General features: G+C 68.3%; 17 protein-coding genes. 10 read left to right on the forward strand and 7 right to left on the reverse strand.

The genetic code is table 11. The features are described from left to right. The 3 genes from AO398_RS29450 to AO398_RS27625 all read left to right on the forward strand — a co-directional run. Positions 1-593, forward strand: a 593-nt coding sequence (locus AO398_RS29450) for a DUF1236 domain-containing protein (protein WP_058193805.1), incomplete at its 5' end; no start/stop codon positions are given. Positions 594-939: 346 nt separating this feature from the next. Next, a complete protein-coding gene (locus tag AO398_RS19055; protein ID WP_058193762.1) occupies positions 940-2,940 on the forward strand; it encodes a methyl-accepting chemotaxis protein in 2,001 nt (666 codons plus the stop codon). A gap of 336 nt (positions 2,941-3,276) precedes the next feature. After that, positions 3,277-5,262, forward strand: a complete 1,986-nt coding sequence (locus AO398_RS27625; protein ID WP_244498823.1) for a methyl-accepting chemotaxis protein — start codon at positions 3,277-3,279, stop codon at positions 5,260-5,262. 10 nt (positions 5,263-5,272) lie between these two features. Here AO398_RS27625 and hrcA read toward each other — a convergent pair whose 3' ends face one another. Continuing rightward, positions 5,273-6,328 carry a heat-inducible transcriptional repressor HrcA gene (hrcA, locus tag AO398_RS19065; protein ID WP_058193806.1) on the reverse strand — a complete coding sequence of 352 codons (1,056 nt, stop codon included), beginning with the start codon at positions 6,326-6,328 and terminating at the stop codon, positions 5,273-5,275. 166 nt (positions 6,329-6,494) lie between these two features. Between hrcA and rph the strand changes: the two genes are divergently transcribed. Genes rph through hemW form a run of 3 tightly spaced genes read left to right on the forward strand, consistent with a single transcriptional unit; the run spans position 6,495 to position 9,048 of the window. Continuing rightward, positions 6,495-7,208: a ribonuclease PH gene (gene rph, locus AO398_RS19070; RefSeq protein ID WP_058193764.1), complete on the forward strand. Its 714-nt coding sequence runs from the start codon at positions 6,495-6,497 to the stop codon at positions 7,206-7,208. Then, the gene (rdgB, locus tag AO398_RS19075) at positions 7,205-7,834 is read left to right on the forward strand and encodes an RdgB/HAM1 family non-canonical purine NTP pyrophosphatase (RefSeq protein WP_058193767.1); all 630 of its coding nucleotides are present in this window, start codon (positions 7,205-7,207) and stop codon (positions 7,832-7,834) included. The genes rph and rdgB overlap by 4 nt, the downstream gene beginning before the upstream one ends. Positions 7,835-7,872: 38 nt before the next feature. Then, positions 7,873-9,048 carry a radical SAM family heme chaperone HemW gene (gene hemW, locus AO398_RS19080; RefSeq protein WP_058193768.1) on the forward strand — a complete coding sequence of 392 codons (1,176 nt, stop codon included), beginning with the start codon at positions 7,873-7,875 and terminating at the stop codon, positions 9,046-9,048. A gap of 81 nt (positions 9,049-9,129) precedes the next feature. Here hemW and AO398_RS19085 read toward each other — a convergent pair whose 3' ends face one another. Further along, on the reverse strand, positions 9,130-10,416 hold the full coding sequence (locus AO398_RS19085) for a penicillin-binding protein activator (RefSeq protein WP_058193770.1): 1,287 nt from the start codon (positions 10,414-10,416) through the stop codon (positions 9,130-9,132). Positions 10,417-10,552: 136 nt separating this feature from the next. On the opposite strand from AO398_RS19085, the gene rsmI reads away from it, so the two are divergent. Both rsmI and AO398_RS19095 read left to right on the forward strand, forming a co-directional pair. Continuing rightward, positions 10,553-11,527, forward strand: a complete 975-nt coding sequence (gene rsmI / locus AO398_RS19090; protein ID WP_243955016.1) for a 16S rRNA (cytidine(1402)-2'-O)-methyltransferase — start codon at positions 10,553-10,555, stop codon at positions 11,525-11,527. Next, positions 11,524-11,913: a YraN family protein gene (locus AO398_RS19095; RefSeq protein WP_058193772.1), complete on the forward strand. Its 390-nt coding sequence runs from the start codon at positions 11,524-11,526 to the stop codon at positions 11,911-11,913. Before rsmI ends, AO398_RS19095 begins: the two co-directional genes overlap by 4 nt. Before the next feature lie 9 nt (positions 11,914-11,922). Here AO398_RS19095 and AO398_RS19100 read toward each other — a convergent pair whose 3' ends face one another. The 3 genes from AO398_RS19100 to AO398_RS19110 form a co-directional block, all read right to left on the reverse strand. Then, a complete protein-coding gene (locus AO398_RS19100; RefSeq protein ID WP_058193774.1) occupies positions 11,923-12,312 on the reverse strand; it encodes a response regulator in 390 nt (129 codons plus the stop codon). A 267-nt stretch (positions 12,313-12,579) separates the two neighbouring features. Then, positions 12,580-13,680: a L,D-transpeptidase gene (locus tag AO398_RS19105; protein WP_058193808.1), complete on the reverse strand. Its 1,101-nt coding sequence runs from the start codon at positions 13,678-13,680 to the stop codon at positions 12,580-12,582. 85 nt (positions 13,681-13,765) lie between these two features. Next, a complete protein-coding gene (locus tag AO398_RS19110; protein WP_058193776.1) occupies positions 13,766-14,662 on the reverse strand; it encodes an extensin family protein in 897 nt (298 codons plus the stop codon). A 181-nt stretch (positions 14,663-14,843) separates the two neighbouring features. On the opposite strand from AO398_RS19110, the gene AO398_RS19115 reads away from it, so the two are divergent. Both AO398_RS19115 and AO398_RS19120 read left to right on the forward strand, forming a co-directional pair. Beyond that, a complete protein-coding gene (locus AO398_RS19115) occupies positions 14,844-16,919 on the forward strand; it encodes a M3 family metallopeptidase (protein WP_058193778.1) in 2,076 nt (691 codons plus the stop codon). 84 nt (positions 16,920-17,003) lie between these two features. Beyond that, a complete protein-coding gene (locus tag AO398_RS19120) occupies positions 17,004-17,879 on the forward strand; it encodes a hypothetical protein (RefSeq protein WP_058193780.1) in 876 nt (291 codons plus the stop codon). Positions 17,880-17,885: 6 nt separating this feature from the next. Here AO398_RS19120 and AO398_RS19125 read toward each other — a convergent pair whose 3' ends face one another. Beyond that, positions 17,886-18,104, reverse strand: a complete 219-nt coding sequence (locus tag AO398_RS19125) for a hypothetical protein (RefSeq protein WP_058193782.1) — start codon at positions 18,102-18,104, stop codon at positions 17,886-17,888. Between the two features lie 223 nt (positions 18,105-18,327). Further along, complete coding sequence (locus AO398_RS19130) at positions 18,328-18,720, reverse strand: DUF2267 domain-containing protein (protein ID WP_058193784.1); 393 nt, start codon at positions 18,718-18,720, stop codon at positions 18,328-18,330. Between the last annotated feature and the right edge of the window lie 4 nt (positions 18,721-18,724).

The raw sequence follows: 18,724 nt of genomic DNA on the forward strand, positions 1-18,724 counted from the left end.
CCGCGCGCGGTGCCGCCGAACCCGGCCGGCCCGGCCAGGGTGGCGGCGCGGGCGATCGGAACGGTCCCGGCGGCAATCCCGGTGGTGCGGAGCGAGGCGGCCGCGACGGCGGCCCGGCCGACCAGCGCGGCGGACGTGATGAGACCGGCCCGGCCCAGCGCGGCGATCGCAACGGACGTGACGAGACCGGACCGGGCCAACGCGGCGATCGCAACGGGCGTGATGAGACCGGACCGGGTCAGCGCGGCGATCGCGGTGCAGCGGGCGACCGCGGCGATCGGGCTGTTCGCGACGGCGCGCGTGGTGCACGGGGCGGCGGCTCGCCGCGCGGCGCGGTCAATCGGCTCGACACGCGTCAGCGGACCGCGTTCCGCGGCTCGATCACGCGCCTCGGCGTCTCGCCGCTGCGCGACGTTGCGTTCGGTCTTGCGGTCGGCACCGCGATCCCGCGCTCCATCGGTTTGCACCGCCTACCGCCGGCCATTATCGAGATCGTACCGGAATACGAGGGCTACGACTTCATTCTGGTGCGCGACGACATCGTGATCGTCGATCCCGACACCTATGAAATCGTGGATGTGATCCCGGCGTAAGTCGCTTCTCCACCGGCTCACCGCGCACGCACAGACGCCCGAACGGAACAGCCGACGCAGGCAGGATGAAAGCCGGCGTCGGCTGTTTTGCGAATGATCGCAAGAAAAAATTTCTGGATTACAGATTGTATTTGTTATGTCTAAAAATATATCAAATATGTTACATCGATAAAGCACGCTTGGCGTACCAATGATGATGTTTTTGCCACTCTAACGACTGATGGCGCGGTCGATTATTAAGTGGTTGTGGCGATCATTGCAGTGATATGCGATAGGTTACATTTCCCGATCTGGTGTTCATGATATGAGGGTTGGTCGAACGCTTCTGTTGCAATGAAGGCAAGGCATGTCGGAACCGGATTTGAACGCCCCCGGACTTGCGCGCTTGCCGCAATCGCGCCTCGGTGTTTCCGGTCGTGCCCTGCTCCTGATCCTTGTCGTGGTCTTCGTGACCTTCGGGGCGAGTTCTGCCTATCTGTATTCCAAGCAATCCTCCGCCCTGCGGGCCAATCTCGAAGCGAACATGGCGAGCCTGAGTGCCGCGTCGGCGCGAAGTGTCGGCAACTGGCTGCGCGGCAAGCTCGAACTGACGCAGCTCATGGCACAGCAGATCGCCGCCGTCGGGGTTGGCCCGAAGGCGAACGACGTGCTCGGCTTGCCGTTGGCACGTGAGAGTTTCTTTAGCGCCTATCTCGGACGTCCCGACGGCTTCTACACGGAGATGCCGAAAACGGAGCTGCCCGCCGGCTACGATCCGCGTCAACGTCCCTGGTACAAGGATGCGCTGGCGGCGGGGCAGGCGGTGCTGACCGAGCCCTACAACGATGCGAGCACGAACGTCCTCACCATCACCGCGGCGGGTCCGGTTTTTGGGGAGGACCGGTCGGTCCTCGGCGTGATCGGCGGCGATTTCGACAGCGCGGCCCTGGCCCGGATGATCGCAGAGGTCGCAACAGGCGGCAAAAGCTACGCCTATCTGGTGTCGGGCGCCGGAACGGTCCTCGTCCACCCGCGCACGGAGTTGATCGGAAAGCCGCTCGCGGACCTGATCGCCGGGCCGCTCCCGAAGATTGGTGGCGACGTGGCCGAGACCCAGGAAGGCGACCGAGCGACGTTCACGGCCTTCGCCCGGGTCCCGAATTTGCCGCCCTCGCTGGATTGGTACGTGGCGCTCTCGGTCGACAGCGCCACGGCTTTGGCCCCGATCACGACGCTGGCTCGGGACTTGGCGGTGGCCACTCTCGTGGTGCTGCTCATCCTGGCGCTCGTAATCGGCCGGCTGATGACGATCACCCTGTCGCGTCCGCTGAACCGCCTGGTCGGCGTCCTGCAGCGCATGAGCCAGGGCGAGATCGATGCCGAGATCGCCCTGGCCCGGCGCAACGACGAGATCGGCTTGGTCGGCCGTGCCGTCGAGGGCATCAAGGCGCGGGTGGCGCAACAGGCCCGCGAACAGGTCGAAGCGCAGCACCTGGCCGACGAGGCCGCCGCAGCCGAGCGCAAGCGCGCCATGATCGCGCTGGCCGACGGCTTCGAGCAGGCGGTGGGCGCGATCGTCGGCATGGTCTCGTCATCGGCCAACGAACTCCAGGGCACCGCCCAGGCGCTGACCGCAACGGCGACGCAGGCGGCGGCGCAATCGACCAGCGTCGCGGCCGCTGCGGAACAGGCCGCCACCAACGTCCGCACCGTAGCGGCCGCAGCGGAGCAGCTCGGCTCCAGCGTGCAGGAGATCGCTGACCAGGTCGGAGGCTCGGCGAGCCTCGCACGAGCTGCTGTCGGCGAGGCGGATCAAACGGGTCGGCTGGTGCAGGAACTGGCCCAGGCGGTATCGAAGATCGGCGAAGCGATCGGGCTGATCTCCAGCATCGCGGCCCAGACCAATCTTCTGGCTCTGAACGCCACGATCGAGGCGGCCCGCGCTGGCGACGCGGGGCGGGGGTTTGCGGTCGTGGCCTCTGAGGTGAAGGAATTGGCCGCCCAGACCGCCAAGGCCACCGAAGAGATCACGGGTTATATCGGCCGGATCCAGGGCTCGACCGACCATGCCGCGCGTGCGATCGGCGGGATCGTCACGCGCATTCGCGACATCAACGACGTCACAGGCGCCGTGGCCGCGGCGGTTGAGGAGCAGGGTGCGGCGACCCAGGAGATCGTCCGTAACATGAGCCAAGCGGCAAGCGGTACCGACGAGGTGACGACCAACATCGCCGGCGTCGCCGAGGCAGCGGAGCAGACCGGTACGGCGGCTCATCAGGTTCTGGACGCGGCGTCCGCGCTCTCACGCCAGTCGGCGCAGCTCACCGACGAGGTCGCCCGCTTCCTGCACTCGGTCCGAGCCGCCTGAACGCGCCCGCACCCGCTCGATCATCGACGTGGCCCGGGCTGAATCCTCCTGCATTTCTCGCGCCGTGCGCTGAAACGCGAAGCTTCTCTGCGCGCAAGGTCGTACATTTTTGAAAGCAGTCTGTAAGGATCAAACGCTAGACCCTTCGTCGATGGGACTAGATCGCAACGGAATTGTCTATCAAAACGATCTGGCAGACTGCAAATACGTTAGTCCGCTTAACGATCGGTCTGATCAAACTCAAATATATGCGACTGACAACAAACGATTGCAGGATTTGCGGCGGAGATCGATTGATCATCGACCGATGAGGAGTGTACCGTGCCTGAACCGATCATGACCGCAGCCGGACCCGCCAGGGGCTCGCGCCTGCGCCTTGGGATATCGGGCCGCGCGACGCTCTTCATCCTGGCGATCGTGTGCGTTACCTTCATGGCGAGCTCGGTCTACATCTACCGCGTGCAATCGTCCGTCCTGCGGGCGAGCATTCAGATGAACATGTCGAACCTGAGCGCCACGACGGCGCGGAGCGTCGCCAACTGGCTGCGCGGCAAGCTCGACCTGACACTGATGATGGCCCAGCAGATTCCCGATTCCGGTACTGGATCAGCCGTCGATACGGTGCTCGGCGCCCCGATCGTTCGGGAAACCTTCTACGTCAGCTATCTGGGCCGCACGGACGGCGCCTACACCAAGATACCGAAGGGCGAGGTACCCGCAGGATACGACCCGCGCAAACGCCCGTGGTTCAAGGATGTCGCCGCCGCGAATGGGCCGATCGTCACCGAACCCTATACCTCGGCAAGCCGCGGCACCTTCGTCATCACCGCTGCGGCACCCGTCCATGATGCGACGGGGACGCTGACCGGCGTTACCGGCGGCGATTTCGAGGCCGCCGCTCTGGCTCAGATGATCAGCGCTGTCGCTCAGAATGGGAACAGCTACGCCTATTTGGTGTCCGGCAAAGGCACGGTACTGATTCATCCCCAAACGAACCGCATCGGCAAACCGCTCTCGGAGCTGCTGTCCGGGCCGATGCCCCAGATCGGGGAGCAGGTGGTCGAGACCCGAGAGGGCGACCGGCCGACGCTCACAGTCTTCGCGCGCATCCCAAACCTGCCGGCCTCCCTCGATTGGTATGTAGCCCTCTCTGTCGACAAAGAGATGGCTTTTGCGCAGGTGGATCATCTGGCTCAGATGATGGCGGCGACGACCCTCATCGCGTTGCTCCTCCTCGCAATCGTGGTGAGCCGGCTGATGACGATCACCGTGTCGCGCCCACTGAACCGCCTGGTCGGCGCTCTGCAGCGCATGAGTCAGGGGGCGATCGATGCAGAGATCGCCGAGGCCCGGCGCAACGACGAGATCGGCCTGGTCGGCCGCGCGGTCGAGGGCATCAAGGCGCTGGTGGCGCAGAGGGCTCGCGATCAGGCCGAGGCCAGGCGTTTGGCCGACGAGGCCGCCACAGCCGAGCGCAAGCGCACCATGATCGCGTTGGCCGACGGCTTCGAGCAGGCCGTGGGCGCGATCGTCGGCATGGTCTCGGACTCGGCCAACGAACTCCAGGGCACCGCCCAGGCGCTGACCGCAACCGCGAACCAGGCGGCGGCGCAATCCACCAGCGTCGCGGCGGCCGCCGAGGAGGCCGCCACCAACGTCCGCACCGTCGCAGCCGCCGCGGAACAGCTTGGCTCCAGCGTGCAGGAGATCGCCAGCCAGGTCGGAGGTTCGGCCAATCTGGCCCAGGCTGCGGTCGGCGAGGCCGACCAGACCGGCCACCTCGTGCAGGAATTGGCCCAGGCGGTATCGAAGATCGGCGATGCCGTCGGGCTGATCTCCAACATCGCCGCGCAGACCAACCTGCTGGCCCTGAACGCGACGATCGAGGCGGCACGGGCGGGTGATGCGGGCCGGGGCTTTGCCGTGGTCGCATCCGAGGTGAAGGAACTCGCAGCCCAGACTGCCAATGCGACCGAGGAGATCACCGGGCTGATCAATCGGATCCAGGGCTCGACCGATCAAGCCGCGCAGGCGATCGGCGGGATCGTGACCCGCATCCGCGACATCAACGACGTCACCGGCGCCGTTGCGGCAGCGGTCGAGGAGCAGGGCGCGGCCACCCAGGAAATCGTGCGCAACGTCACGCAGGCGGCTGCCGGCACGGACGAGGTGACGAACAATATCTCCGGCGTTGCCGAGGCGGCAGACCAGACCGGCACGGCGGCCCATCAGGTCTTGGATGCGGCCTCCGCGCTGTCGCGTCAGTCCGCGCAGCTCAACGCGGAGGTCACACGCTTCCTGGATACGGTTCGCGCCGCCTAAGTCAGGATCGTCACCGCCCGCCGTCGAGCAGCTTGGAGACCACGCGCGCGGTGTAGTCGACCATCGGCACGATGCGGGCGTAGTTCAGCCGCGTCGGGCCGATGACACCGACGACGCCGACGATTTTTTGGGACCCGTCCCGGAACGGCGCCGCGATCAGCGACGAGCCGGACAGCGAGAACAGCTTGTTCTCCGAGCCGATGAAGATCCGCACGCCGTCGCCGCCCTCGGCCCGGGCCAGGAGGTCGATGACGTCCTTTTGGGTCTCCAGATCGTTGAACAGGAGGCGGATGCGCTCGAGATCCTCGACCGCACGCAGGTCGTCGAGCAGGTTCGCCTGACCGCGCACGATCAGCTGCCGGGCCTCGCTCGGGCCGACCGGAGTTGCCAGGCCCGCATCGACCAAGCGTTCGGTCAGCGCGTCGAGCTCCCGCTTCATCGCCGTGCGGCCAGCTTCGATCTCGGCCCGGAGGGTCCCGAGGGTGCGGCCCTGGAGCCGGGCGTTGAGGAAGTTCGTGGCCTCCTGGAGCGCGCCGGCGGGCAGTCCCGGGGGGAGGTCGACCAGGCGATTCTCCACCGAGCCGTCATTCGAGACCAGCACGACCAGGGCCCGGGCCGGATCGAGGCGGACGAACTCGATATGCTTGAGATGCACGTTTGCCTTCGTGGTCAGCACCACGCCGGCCCCGCGCGAGATGCCCGACAGCATGGTCGAGGCCGCGGCCAACGCCGAGTCGAAGGTGTGCCCGGAGGCGGCGGCGCGCATCTCCGCCTCGATCCGGGCCTGTTCCTCCTGGCCGACATCGCCGAGCTCGAGCATGGCGTCGACGACGAAGCGCAGGCCGAGCTCGGTCGGCAGGCGGCCTGCCGAGGTGTGGGGCGCGAAAATCAGGCCGGAATGCTCAAGATCCGCCATGACGTTGCGGATCGAGGCCGGTGACAGCGCCATCGGCAGGATGCGCGCCAGGTTGCGTGAGCCCACCGGCTCGCCGGTCGTGAGATAGCTCTCGACGATCTGCCGGAAGATCTCGCGAGCGCGCTCGTTGAGGGCGTCGAGCGCCTGCATCGATGGGCCTTGTTGAAAGTTGAGGTTCAGGTCGGTCACGCGGTCATCCTGTCGTCCGATCATGTCCGCCCGGTGTCCGGGGATCAATCCATACGGCGATGCTTGCCCGCGCTGTCGCAGCGGCCTAAGAGCCCGGCCCTCACTCTCTCACCAGAAAGGGCCCGCCATGAGGCCTTCGAAGCGCGCCGCCGACGAGCTGCGGCCCGTCACCCTCGAGCGCGCGGTGTCGCGCTATGCCGAGGGCTCGTGCCTGGTCAGCTTCGGCAACACCCGGGTGCTCTGCACCGCGTCCCTCGAAGAGCGCGGGCCGCCTTGGCTGCGCGGCTCCGGCAAGGGCTGGGTCACGGCCGAGTATGCCATGCTGCCGCGCGCGACGCACGACCGGACCCGGCGCGAGATCAACTCGGGCAAGCCTTCTGGTCGCACCCAGGAGATCCAGCGCCTGATCGGCCGGTCCCTGCGGGCGGTGACGAACCTGCCTGCGATGGGCGAGCGCCAGGTCACCGTCGATTGCGACGTGATCCAGGCCGATGGCGGCACCCGAACCGCCGCGATCACCGGGGCCTGGGTGGCGCTCTATGATTGCTTCGCCTGGATGCGCACCCGCTCGATCATCTCGGTGGACCCGCTGCGCGACCACGTCGCCGCCGTGTCCTGCGGCCTGTACAAGAACACGCCCGTGCTTGATCTGGACTATGCCGAGGATTCGGCGGCCGAGACCGACGCCAACTTCGTGCTGACCGGGAAGGGCGGCATCGTCGAGGTGCAGGGCACCGCTGAGATGGAGCCGTTCTCCGAAGAGCAGCTCCTCGAATTGCTGCGTCTCGCCCGCGCCGGCACCGACCGGCTGGTGGCGCTTCAGAAGGAGGCCATTGCGTGAGCCGTCATCTGACCGGGAAGGTGGTCATCGCCACCCACAATGCGGGCAAGCTCACCGAGATGTGCGAGCTTTTGGCGCCGTTCGGGATCGAGGCCGTCTCGGCCGGCGAGCTCGGGCTGCCCGAGCCCGACGAGACCGGCACGATGTTCTCCGAGAACGCCGCCATCAAGGCACATGCCGCCGCGAAGGCGACCGGGCTGCCGGCCTTCGCGGACGATTCCGGCCTCTGTGTCGATGCGCTGGACGGCGCGCCCGGCATCTTCTCCGCTCGCTGGGCCGGCCCGACCAAGGATTTTTCCGGCGCCATGGCCCGGATCTTCTCGGAGCTGGAGCAGCGGGCTGCTACCAACCAAACGGCGCATTTCGTGTCGGCGCTGGTGCTCGCCTGGCCGGACGGCCACACCGAGCTGTTCGAGGGACGCGTGTTCGGTACGCTGGTGCCGCCGCGCGGCGAAGCCGGATTCGGCTACGATCCGATCTTCCAACCGGAGGGCCATACCCGGACCTTCGGCGAGATGAGCGCCGAGGAGAAGCACGGGGTCGATTGGCAGAAGGGGGAGGGGTTGTCGCACCGCGCCCGGGCCTTCGTGCTGCTGAGCCGCGCCTGCCTGGCGCCAGGCTCCTGATTGCCAAACCGGGCCGGCACGCGCACATCCCGTCGATCATGACTTCGACCGGCCCGGACCATCCGACCCGCGACGCGGGCTTCGGGATCTACCTGCACTGGCCCTTCTGCGCCGCGAAGTGCCCGTATTGCGACTTCAACAGCCATGTCCGGCACGCCGGCGTGGACCAGCCGCGCTTCCTCGACGCCTTCCGGGCCGAGATCGCCCACACCCTCGCACGCACGCCCGGCCGCATTGTCACCAGCATCTTTCTCGGCGGCGGTACCCCCTCGCTGATGGAGCCCGCGACGGTGGCGGGGCTGCTCGACGCGGTGGCGGGGCATTGGGCGATGGCGCCCGATGTCGAGATTACGCTCGAGGCCAACCCGTCGAGCGTCGAGGCTGGCCGCTTCCGCGGCTACCGTGCCGCCGGGGTCAACCGAGTCTCCCTCGGGGTGCAGGCGTTCGACGACGCCTCACTGAAGAAGCTCGGCCGCCTGCATAATGCCGCGGAGGCGTTCGCGGCGATCGGGATCGCGCAGGCCGTGTTCGAGCGGACCTCCTTCGATCTGATCTATGCCCGGCCCGACCAGACTCCCGCCCAATGGCGGGCCGAACTGACTGCGGCGCTGGCGCGCGCCGCCGAACACCTGTCGCTTTATCAGCTCACCATCGAGCCCGGCACGCCGTTCCACGGTCTTGCTGCCGCCGGCAAGCTCATCACGCCGGACGACGAAGCCGGTCGAATCCTCTATGATGTGACCCAGGACGTCTGCGGTCAGGCCGGCCTGCCGGCCTACGAAATTTCCAACCACGCCCGGCCCGGTGCTGAATCCCGGCACAACCTGCTCTACTGGCGCTACGGCGAATATGCCGGCATCGGTCCCGGCGCGCATGGCCGGCTGGTGACGCCGGAGGGACGGATCGGCACCATCACCGAACGGGGCCCGGAGGCCTGGCTGGAGCAGGTCGAGCGCGACGGCCACGGCATCGTCGAGACCGAGACGCTCTCGGCCGCCGACCAGGCCGACGAGTTCCTGGTGATGGGGCTGCGGCTCGCCGAGGGGATCGATCCCGAGCGCTACGCCGCCCTGAAGGGCCGGGCGTTGAACGGCAATCGCATCGGCATGCTGGTGGGCGACGGCTTGCTGCATCGCCTGCCCGGCGGCCGGATCGCCGCCACGCCCCGCGGGGCGCCGGTGCTCAACGCCCTGGTGGCCGAGCTGGCCGCCTGACTGAGAGCGCCTCACGAAACGCCCGATCACCGGGCATTCCCCTCTGCCCGAGATAGCGCTGAGGGCGTTTTGTGAGAGGCTCTAGGTACCGGGCTTGGCCAGGACGCGCGGCGCCGGGCTGACCACGGTCGCGGCGTTGTTGCGGATCTCGTAGACCGCCAGGGATCGGTCGCTCAGACCCTCCGGCCGAAAGCGGAACGTGCCGTCCGTTCCGGCGAAGCCCGATGGATTGGTGAGCGTCGTCTCCGCGAAGCGCTGTGAGCCGTATTGCCGGGTCAGTGCCGCCGAAAGCATTACCCCGTCGTACGCGAGCGAGGCGACACGCGGCGGCACCGCGCCGAACCGGGCCTGATAGCGGCCACTGAAATTGGAAAAGCCGTTCCTGTCCGGCGAGGCGAACCGTCCGCCCTGGAGCGCCGGCAGTGCGAACAGGGCCGGCTCGTTCCAAAGGGCCGTACCGATCGGCCGGACCCGGGCCGGGTTGTAGCGGGCCTTGATCAGCGCTGCGGCGACCGCCGGCATGGCATCGGCTGTTTCCGGAATGAACAATGCGTCGGCCGTGGCGCCGGACCCGGTGATCACCCGAGCAAGCCGCTCCACCGCCGGCGCCGGCGCACCGGACGGATAGCGCTCGACTGCCGCGACCCGGGCACCCTTGCGCGCGACCGCCTCGCGAAACTCCGCTTCGACGGCATTGCCGTAGGCGGTCTCAGGAATCAGCGCCGCGAACGAGCGCCGGCCGTCGGCCACGGATTCGTCGATGATCCGGTCGACCTCGGGCTGCGGCAGGAAGCTGAGGAGATAGACGCCCCGCGCCGCCACGGAGGCGTCCGTCGAGAATCCGATGACCGGCTTGCCGGCGGCCCTGGCCGGCACGGCGGCGGCCTGGACATTGGCGGCGAAGACCGGGCCGAGCACGATGTCGGCTCCCTGCTTCAGGGCGTCCTGGGTTGCGTCCCGGGCACCGTCGGGGCTGCCGCGATCGTCCTCGACCAGGATGGTCAGGTCCGGCTGCTGCGCCTCGTCGTAGGCAAGTTGCGCAGCGTTGCGCATGGCGTTGCCGACTGCGACGCCCGTGCCGCTCAGCGGCAGAACCAGCGCCACCTTCGCGGCGCCGGAGCCGATGCGGTTGCCGCCCGATGCGGCCGGGGTCGGGGAAGCGGTCGGAGCGCCCGCCGCAGGCGCCGGGTCGACGGCCAGCGGCACGTCCGCCGGTGGCGACAACTCGGCCCGGGGCGGGGAACCCCGCCGCGCCCAGCGCCCGTCCCCGAAACCACCGACGCAGCCGCCCAGCGCCACTACGCTGAGGACGGCGGTCAGGGCGGCGACGCGCATGAAACGGTCCCGCCGACACTTCGGACGCGCCATGGCGCGATCTCCTTCGGGCAGGCATGGTCAACCTGACCGGGCGGTTTTCAAATGTAAACGCACCGAGGCCGAGTTGCCCCCCGGTCTCGCCGCACAGCCGCGACGCGAGGCGCGTAGTGTGGCAAGATCGCCCGCGATGACACGTCGATTCGATGACCCGGGGTCTCCGATCTCAACCAAGCCCACGTCTCACAAGTCGGGAGCGGACCGCCCGCGGAACACGACCTTCACGGCGTTCGGCCTGGCCAGCGAGACCGAGCCGTTGCCGCCGGGGCTGCATATCGTGGCGACGCCGATCGGCAACCTGCGCGACATCACCATCCGCGCGCTCGCGACCCTGGCGGCGGCCGATGCCGTGTTGGCCGAGGACACGCGCGTGACCCGGACGCTGCTGGCGCATTACGGGATCACGACGCCGCTGCTCGCCTATCACGAGCATTCGAACGAGACCGTGCGCGACCGGATGGTGGCGCGGCTCCAGGCCGGCGAGGCCCTGGCCCTGGTCTCGGATGCTGGCACGCCGCTCGTGTCGGATCCCGGCTACAAGCTCGTCCAGGCGGCGATCGAGGCGGGGATCGCGATCACGCCCGTGCCCGGGCCGTCCGCGGTTATGACAGCGCTCGTGGCGGCGGGCCTGCCGACCGACCGGTTCTTCTTCGAGGGCTTCCTGCCCCAGAAGGCCGGGGCGCGGCGTAACAGGCTCGAAGCGCTGATCCAGGTCCCGGGAACGCTGGTGCTCTTCGAGTCACCCCACCGTCTGCCGGAGATGCTCGCCGATGCCGCCGCCGTGCTCGGAGCGGACCGTCCGGCTGCGGTGACCCGGGAGCTGACCAAATTCTACGAGACGATCCGCCGGGACACGCTGGGCTCCCTGAGCGAACGCTTCGGCCAGGAGGGTGCGCCGAAGGGCGAGATCGTCGTCATCATCGGCGCCGCGACGACGCCGGATCGCCCGGCCGAAGGGGATGCCGCCCTCGACGGGTTGATCCGCAACGCCCTGGGGCGGCACTCGATCAAGGATGCGGCGAGCCTCGTCGCGGATGAGACGGGGCAGCCGCGTCGCGCCATCTACGCCCGGGCGCTGGTGCTGGCCCGGGAAAGCCAGGATTGAACGGAACCGTGCCGGACCAAGCCTTGCGGCGCCGCGCCGCCTATCTGCGCGGACACCACGCCGAGTGGCTGGCGATGGCGGCCCTGTCGCTGAAGGGCTACTGGCCGATCGGGCGCCGGGTGAGCTTCGCCGGGGGCGAGATCGACCTGATCGTCCGCCGGCCGCGCACCATCGTGTTCGTCGAGGTGAAGGCCCGGTCCCGCCTGGATGATGCCCGCATGGCGATCGATGCGGCCAAGAGACGGCGCTTCTCCCGCGCAGTGCGGGCCTGGGTCGGGCGCAATCCCTGGTGCGCGGGGATGACCCTGCGCGCCGACGCGGTCTTCGTCGGCGCGGGCGAATGGCCGGTGCATCTGCCCGGCGTCTTCACCATTGAAGGTTTGTAGACCGCTCGTTCAGGCCCGCGCGGCGCGGATCGCGCCGATCAGGGTGCGCTTGAGATCGGCCTGGCTGAACGGCTTCTGCACCACCGGCCGGTCGCGGAACGGCTCACGGATACCGGCGCCGCCGTACCCCGTGGAGAACACGAGCGGCAGGTTGCGCTGCACGATCGCCTCGGCGACCGGATAGATCGGTTCGCCCGCGACGTTCACGTCGAGGATCGCGATCTCGAACGTCTCCTGCGACGCCATTTCGAGGGCGGTCGACAGGCGTGCAGCCGGGCCGACCACGGCGCAGCCGAAGTCGAGCAGCATGTCCTCGAGCAGCATCGAGATCGCGGCTTCGTCTTCGACGACGAGCACGCGGACGCCGGTCAGGATGTCATCGTTGGGGTCAGCAGTCACGCCGGGCCGTCTTCCCTTCGATCGCCCCCGTACCGGGGATCTTGCCGTGCAATTGGTTCGCCTCGCGAGCCGAGAGAGCAGCGCTTGGGGGCGCCGAGGCGGCATCGCCAGGCGGTCCGCGAGACCACCCGTGGCGTCGCCCGGAATACCGGACGTGTCAAGCGTTCGCCTGCCGTTCCCGGGCGAATGACCGGCTTGATGTTAACCGGCGATACATTTTTGCCGGTTTTCGGGTCTTCCCGGGCCAGAACGATTGGCGACGCCGGCTCAATCGTCCTTGAACGAGACCTTTGCACCCCGGGTCACGTGCGCTGCCAAATCGCGCGCGTTCCAGTTGGTCAGCCGGATGCAGCCGTGGGACTCGGTCTTGCCGACCTTCTCGGGTTCAGGGGTCCCGTGGATGCCGTAGCTGGGGATCGCAAGATCGATCCAGACCAGGCCGACCGGGTTATTCGGCCCGGGCTTGATCGAGAATTTCTGCTTGGTCTTCACGCCCTTGAAGGCATATTTCGGATTGTAGGTGTAGTCGGGGTCGAAGGCGACGCCCTTGACCTTGGTCTCGCCACTCGGCGCCGGCTTCTCGGTGCTGCCGATCGAGGCCGGATAATAGCCGAGCAGCTTGCCGTCGGCTCCGAAGGCGCGCACGTCGCGGCTGGTCTTGTCGACCTCGATCCGCTCGACCTTAGGCTCCTGCGGCAGGTCTTTGCTCTTCGGCTTGTCCGTGCCCATCGGATCCACCGCCGCCACCGTGATCGACGTACCGGCCTTGTCGAGGGGCTTGTCGGGGTTGAGCGCGCTGACGAGGTCGCGGCTCATATGGAAGCGCTCCGCCAGCATCTCCCGCGGGTTGGTGTAGCCGAGTTCCTTGAGATCGGCCTGCGCCTCCATCTTCGGCGGGATCTTGTCCACGTAGGGGCCGGACGCGTCGGCGTCGGTGATCGCGTAGTCGGATACGGCCGGCTTGTCGCTCGTGGCCTGGAGCTTGTCCCAGAGCTCGGGGGTCAGATCCTGGGTGGCCGGCAGGCCCTGGGCTACCGCGAACGCCGAGAGCGCGCGCTGGTAGTTCTCGCCCTTCAGTCCATCGATCGCGCCCGGAAAGAACCGCGCCCGATCGAGAAGAACCTGCGCCTTCACGATGAGCGGATCCGGCTTGGCGTCGGCGTTCTTGTTGGCGCCAGACTTCGCGGCGGACTTTTTGCCCTTCGCCGTCTTCTGGTCCGGCTTGTCGGACTCCGGTGGCTTGAAGGTCGCCGAGTTGATCGCATCGGCGGTGAGGGTCGGCCCCTTATCGGGCTGCGCCGACGCCCCCGATGCCGTGAGGCCTAACGCCAGCAGAGCCGCGCAAACCGGCCGCGTGGATCTCTGCATCATGGACGTTCAATTCTCCTGGAGCGGACGCGCTCCGGTCGCACAAGTAGCGAGAGTGCTTGAACGTTCCGCCGCCCGGCCCAGGCTATTCGCACAGGCGATGGCCGGCGTTGCGCTCGCGGTCATCGAAGTGAAAGTGGTTGGCGTGGGCCGCATTGGTTCCCGGACCCAGCACTGTCCGGAAGAAGCCGCAGGCCTTGCTGCGGACGCTGGCGAGGAAATCCGCCTCCTCGGATCCCGCCGGCATCGCCTTGACCGGAATGCTGGCGCGCCCCGCGAACGCGAAGCCCATCACGTCGACGGCTGCCGCGAAGGCATGGTCGCTCAGCTTGGCGTCGACATCGTGGTTCTGCCCCCGGCAGACATAGGTGCCGCTAAGTTCGAGCCCGGTGAGCGGATGCTTGAGGGTCCGATCAGCCACGACCTGTACCTCGGTGGCCCAGCGGGCGAACGATTCCGCGACCTGGCATGTGAGGGTCGCGCCCCCTGGCAGCGTGATGTCGTCGGCAAGCTTGGTCACCTTTAGCGGCAGCGGTGCCGTGCACTGGCCCTCGGCGATGGGCGGCAGCGGCTCGAATGCGACGCCGAGGCGCTTGAGGCGTGTCCGGCAGGCGGTGTCGTCTGGCGGCGCGACCTTGAGGGCCAGGGCCGCTTCGCCCGAGAGTTCCGGCGGCCGCTCCGGCGGGGTCGGAGGAGGCGTCGGGATCTCGGGTTTTGGCGCTTCCGGTGCCGCCTCTTTCGCCGGCGGCGTCAGCTCCGCGGGCCGAACGGGTGGCGTCGGCTTCACAGCTTCGGAGAGGGGCGTCGGCTTCTGTTCCGGTGATTGCGGGGGCTTCAGTTCGCTCGGACGCTCCGGCGGAAGGGGCGGCGGCACCGGGACGGCCGGAGCCTCGACGGCGAACCCAGGCGCTGGAACTGCCGCCCAGAGACCGAGCGCGAGGGCGCGGGGTGCCAAGAAAAGCGTCGGTCGGCGGAGCGGCATGGAACCTCGGAGGGCGGGCGCGGGCCGGGGGAAACGAATGGAAGCGCATTCGGATCGCATCCGCCCGGTTGACGAAGCCTACGATCGGGCTTCTGTCTTCCGTCGAGCGGCCGCGGATACCATCTCCCGGTCCGGATGACGGGCCGAACACCCGTCGGACTGACGTACCACCGAGGACCGAATGCCGGATGTCGCCGATGCCGGGCTCCCGAGCCTGCCGCAGGACAACCCTTTCCGCGACGCGCAGTGGAGCACGCCCTTCGGCCTGCCGCCGTTCGAGCGCATCCAGCCCGAGCATTACATGCCCGCCTTCGAGGCGGCGCTCGCGGCCCACGATGCCGAAATCAGGGGTATCGCGTCCGAGACGGCGCCCGCGACCTTCACCAACACCGTCGCGGCGATGGAGCGGGCGGGCCAAGCCCTCGAAAGGGTGGCCGGCGTCTTCTACAACCTGTCCGGCAGCCACACGAACCCGGAGCTGCAGGCGATCGAGCGGACGATCGGCCCGAAACTCTCCCGGCACGGCAGCGCCATCTACCTGAACCCGCAGCTCTGGGCGCGGATCTCGGCAGTCGAGGCCGAGGCGGAGGGTCTCGGGCCGGAGGAACGCCGGGTTCTCGACCGCTACCGCATCCGCTTCCGCCGCGCGGGCGCGGATCTCGCCCCGGACGACAAGGCGCGCATCGCCGAGATCGCCGCCCGGATGTCGGAGCTCGGCACGCAATTCAGCCAGAACCTGCTCGCCGACGAGAGCAGCTTCACCCTGCCGCTCACCAGCGAGGACGATCTCGCCGGCCTGCCGCCGTTCCTGCGCGCCGCCGCCGAGAACGCGGCCCGGGAGCGCGGGCTGGAGGGCCACGTCATCACCCTGTCCCGCTCGCTGATCGAGCCGTTCCTGGTGTTCTCGACTCGGCGCGACCTGCGCGAGAAGGCTTACGCGGCCTGGACCCGGCGCGGCGAGAATGGCGGCGCCACCGACAACCGGGCGATCATCGTCGAGATGGTCGGGCTGCGCGCCGAGCACGCGAGGCTGCTCGGCTTCGACAGCTTCGCGCATTTCAAGCTCGATGACACGATGGCGGCGAGCCCCGACGCCGCCATGGCGCTGCTGCGCGACGTCTGGACCCCGGCCCGGGCGCGGGCGGGCGAGGAGCGCGAGCGGCTTCAGGCGCTGGTCCAGCAGGAGGGCCACAATTTCTCGCTTCAGGCGCATGATTGGCGCCACTACACCGAGAAACTGCGGCGGGCCGAGCACGACCTCGACGAGAGCGAGGTCAAGGCGTACCTCCCCCTCGACCGCATGATCCAGGCAGCCTTCGACACGGCCTCGCGTCTGTTCGGGCTGACCTTCGAGGAGCTGTCCGACGTGCCGCGCTACCACCCGGACGTACGCGTCTGGCGGGTGGGCAACGCGGACGGGTCCGAGGTCGGCCTGTTCCTGGGCGATTACTTCGCCCGGTCGTCCAAGCGCTCCGGCGCCTGGATGAGCGCGTTCCGCTCCCAGGAGCGCCTGAACGGCAGGGTCACGCCGGTCATCGTCAACGTGATGAACTTCGCCAAGGCCCCCGCCGGCGAGAGCGCGCTCCTGTCCTTCGACGACGCCCGCACCCTGTTCCACGAATTCGGCCACGCCCTGCACGGGCTCCTGTCGGACGTGACCTACCCGCTGCTCTCCGGCACATCCGTGTCGCGCGACTTTGTCGAGTTGCCGTCGCAGCTCTACGAGCACTGGCTTGAGCAGCCGGAGGTATTACAGGCCCATGCCCGCCACCACCTGACCGGCGAGCCGATGCCCGACACGCTGCTGCGCAAGCTGCTCGCGGCCCGCACCTTCAACCAGGGTTTCGCCACGGTGGAATACACGGCCTCGGCGATCGTCGACATGACCCTGCACCTCTCGTCGGGCGGTGAATCCGGCCTCGACGTGCCAGCCTTCGAGGCCGACGCCCTCCAGCGGATCGGCATGCCGGCCGAGATCAGCATGCGGCATCGCTCGCCGCACTTCGCCCACATCTTCTCGGGCGACGGCTACGCCGCCGGCTATTACAGCTACCTCTGGTCCGAGGTGCTCGACGCCGACGCCTTCGACGCCTTCCGGGAGGCAGGCGACATCTTCGATCCGGAGACGGCGAAGCGCCTGCGCACCTTCGTGTACGGCGCCGGCAACCTGCGCGACCCGCGCGATGCCTACACGGCCTTCCGGGGTCGCATGCCGAGCATCGCGCCGCTTCTGAAGAAGCGTGGGCTAGCAGCCTGACCCGGCGATGGCCGGTAAGGGTTTCGTAAACAAACGTCCTTAACGAACGCTTGCGAGGATTCCCTGCAAGCGGAGTTGGGGGCGATGACGAAACGTGAAGCCGAGTCGGCCCTCTCTCCCGACGAGCTGCTGAAGGCCGTGGTGGCGGGGAAAGTCGAACCGAAGCCCAAGCCCGCTGCTAAACCTGCGGCTCGATTCGCACTGCCGTCTCTGTCGGAGGGCGAAGTCCGGCGCTACGCCATCGCGGGCACCGCCTTGGCGCTGGGCTTGCTGCTCGGCTTCGCCGCGCACCCCGGGTCCGGTGGCGTGCCGAGCGATGCTGTCGTGGCGCTGAGCGCCACCGTCGATGCCGGAAGGACCGAGACCGCGCGGCTCGGCGTCGACATCGCTCAGCTCCATCAAGTGCTCGCCGATCTGCGTGCTGCCACCGATACCGCCCGCAAGGAGGCCGGCACCCGCAGCAACGCGCTCGGCGAACGCTTGGCGCAGCTCGACAAGAATCTGAATGCCAAGACCGCCGCCCTGGGCGAGCGTCTCGAACAGGTTGAGCGTGAGCAGAGCGGCCGGATCGCCAACCTCGCCGCTCAGCTTGAGCGCCGCACCACCGCCGTCGCGGCTGTGAAGGCCGAGCCGACCCAGACCGGGAGCCTCGCCGAGACGCGCAGCGTCGACGCAAAGATGACCGAAGCGAAGACTGCCGATACCAAGAGCACCGAGGCGAAACCGACGGACACCAAGCCGAAGCCGATCGCGGCGGACAAGCCGACGGTCATCGAGGGCTGGGCCGTCCGCGACGTCTATGACGGTGCTGCGATCCTTGAGAACCGCCGTCGCCGTATCGTCGAGGTCGGACCGGGCGACGTGCTGCCGGGCGTCGGCCGCGTCGAAGGCGTCGAGCGGCGCGGCCGGGAATGGGTGGTCGTCACGCGCCAAGGTCTCGTCACGCCGCAGCCCTGGTAAGCGCGCTCAGCGTCCCTGGAACGTGGCAGAGGCCAGTTCGTCGTTGGGGGCCGGGAAACGCGGCTCGAGCGTCAACGGATCGGCCATCGCGGCAGCACGCTCGGCCCGGTGGCGTCCATGGCGCAGGGCGCGGGACTGATCGGCCCGCGTCGGGTGCAGGATTGCGGCGAGGAGCGCTTGGCCCTCGAACGAACGGTCCAGATTTTTGGCTTCGAAGACGGGCATGGCCGGCCTGCATGAGTGCGAGCCGGTCATCCGCCGATGGCGGTGGCCCGAATCGCATCCCGAATAACGGGGATCGCGTGGACGGGTTCCGCTAAGCTTTCGCGGCGAAACCACTTTTTTACGATTGTCCAGGCGCGGCCCGAAAACAGTGCGGCGGCACACATAGCCCCAGTTGGACGCACGTGCCGAAAGCCGGTCGGCGGCCTGCGGCACGCACGGTCTATCAGACGAACTGGTTGAGACCCGGGATCGAGCCGATGATCGGGCCCATCGCATCCTCGCCGACCTTTTCCCGGCCGAAGGCGAACAGCTCCTGGCCGAGGGGCTGCATCTGGCCCATGGGCACGCCGGCCGCCATCAGCTTCTGGCCGAGCGCCATGACGCCGCCGCCGCCCAGCGCGCCGCCGAGCATGCCCATCAGTCCGCCGCCGCCGCTCTCGCCGGCATTTGACTCGGCCACCAGCGATTCCGAGCCCGGCAGTGCGGCCAGCAGCTGGTTGACCTCCGTCTCCGGACCCTCCTTCTGAAGGAAAGCCAGGATGTGCCCGATGGCCGTCTGTGCCGTCGCGGCGTCGAGCCCGGTGCGGGTGGTGACGCGGGCGAGCAGTTCTTCCATGGCG

It is taken from the genome of Methylobacterium sp. GXS13 (assembly GCF_001455965.1).
Taxonomy (GTDB): Bacteria; Pseudomonadota; Alphaproteobacteria; order Rhizobiales; family Beijerinckiaceae; genus Methylobacterium.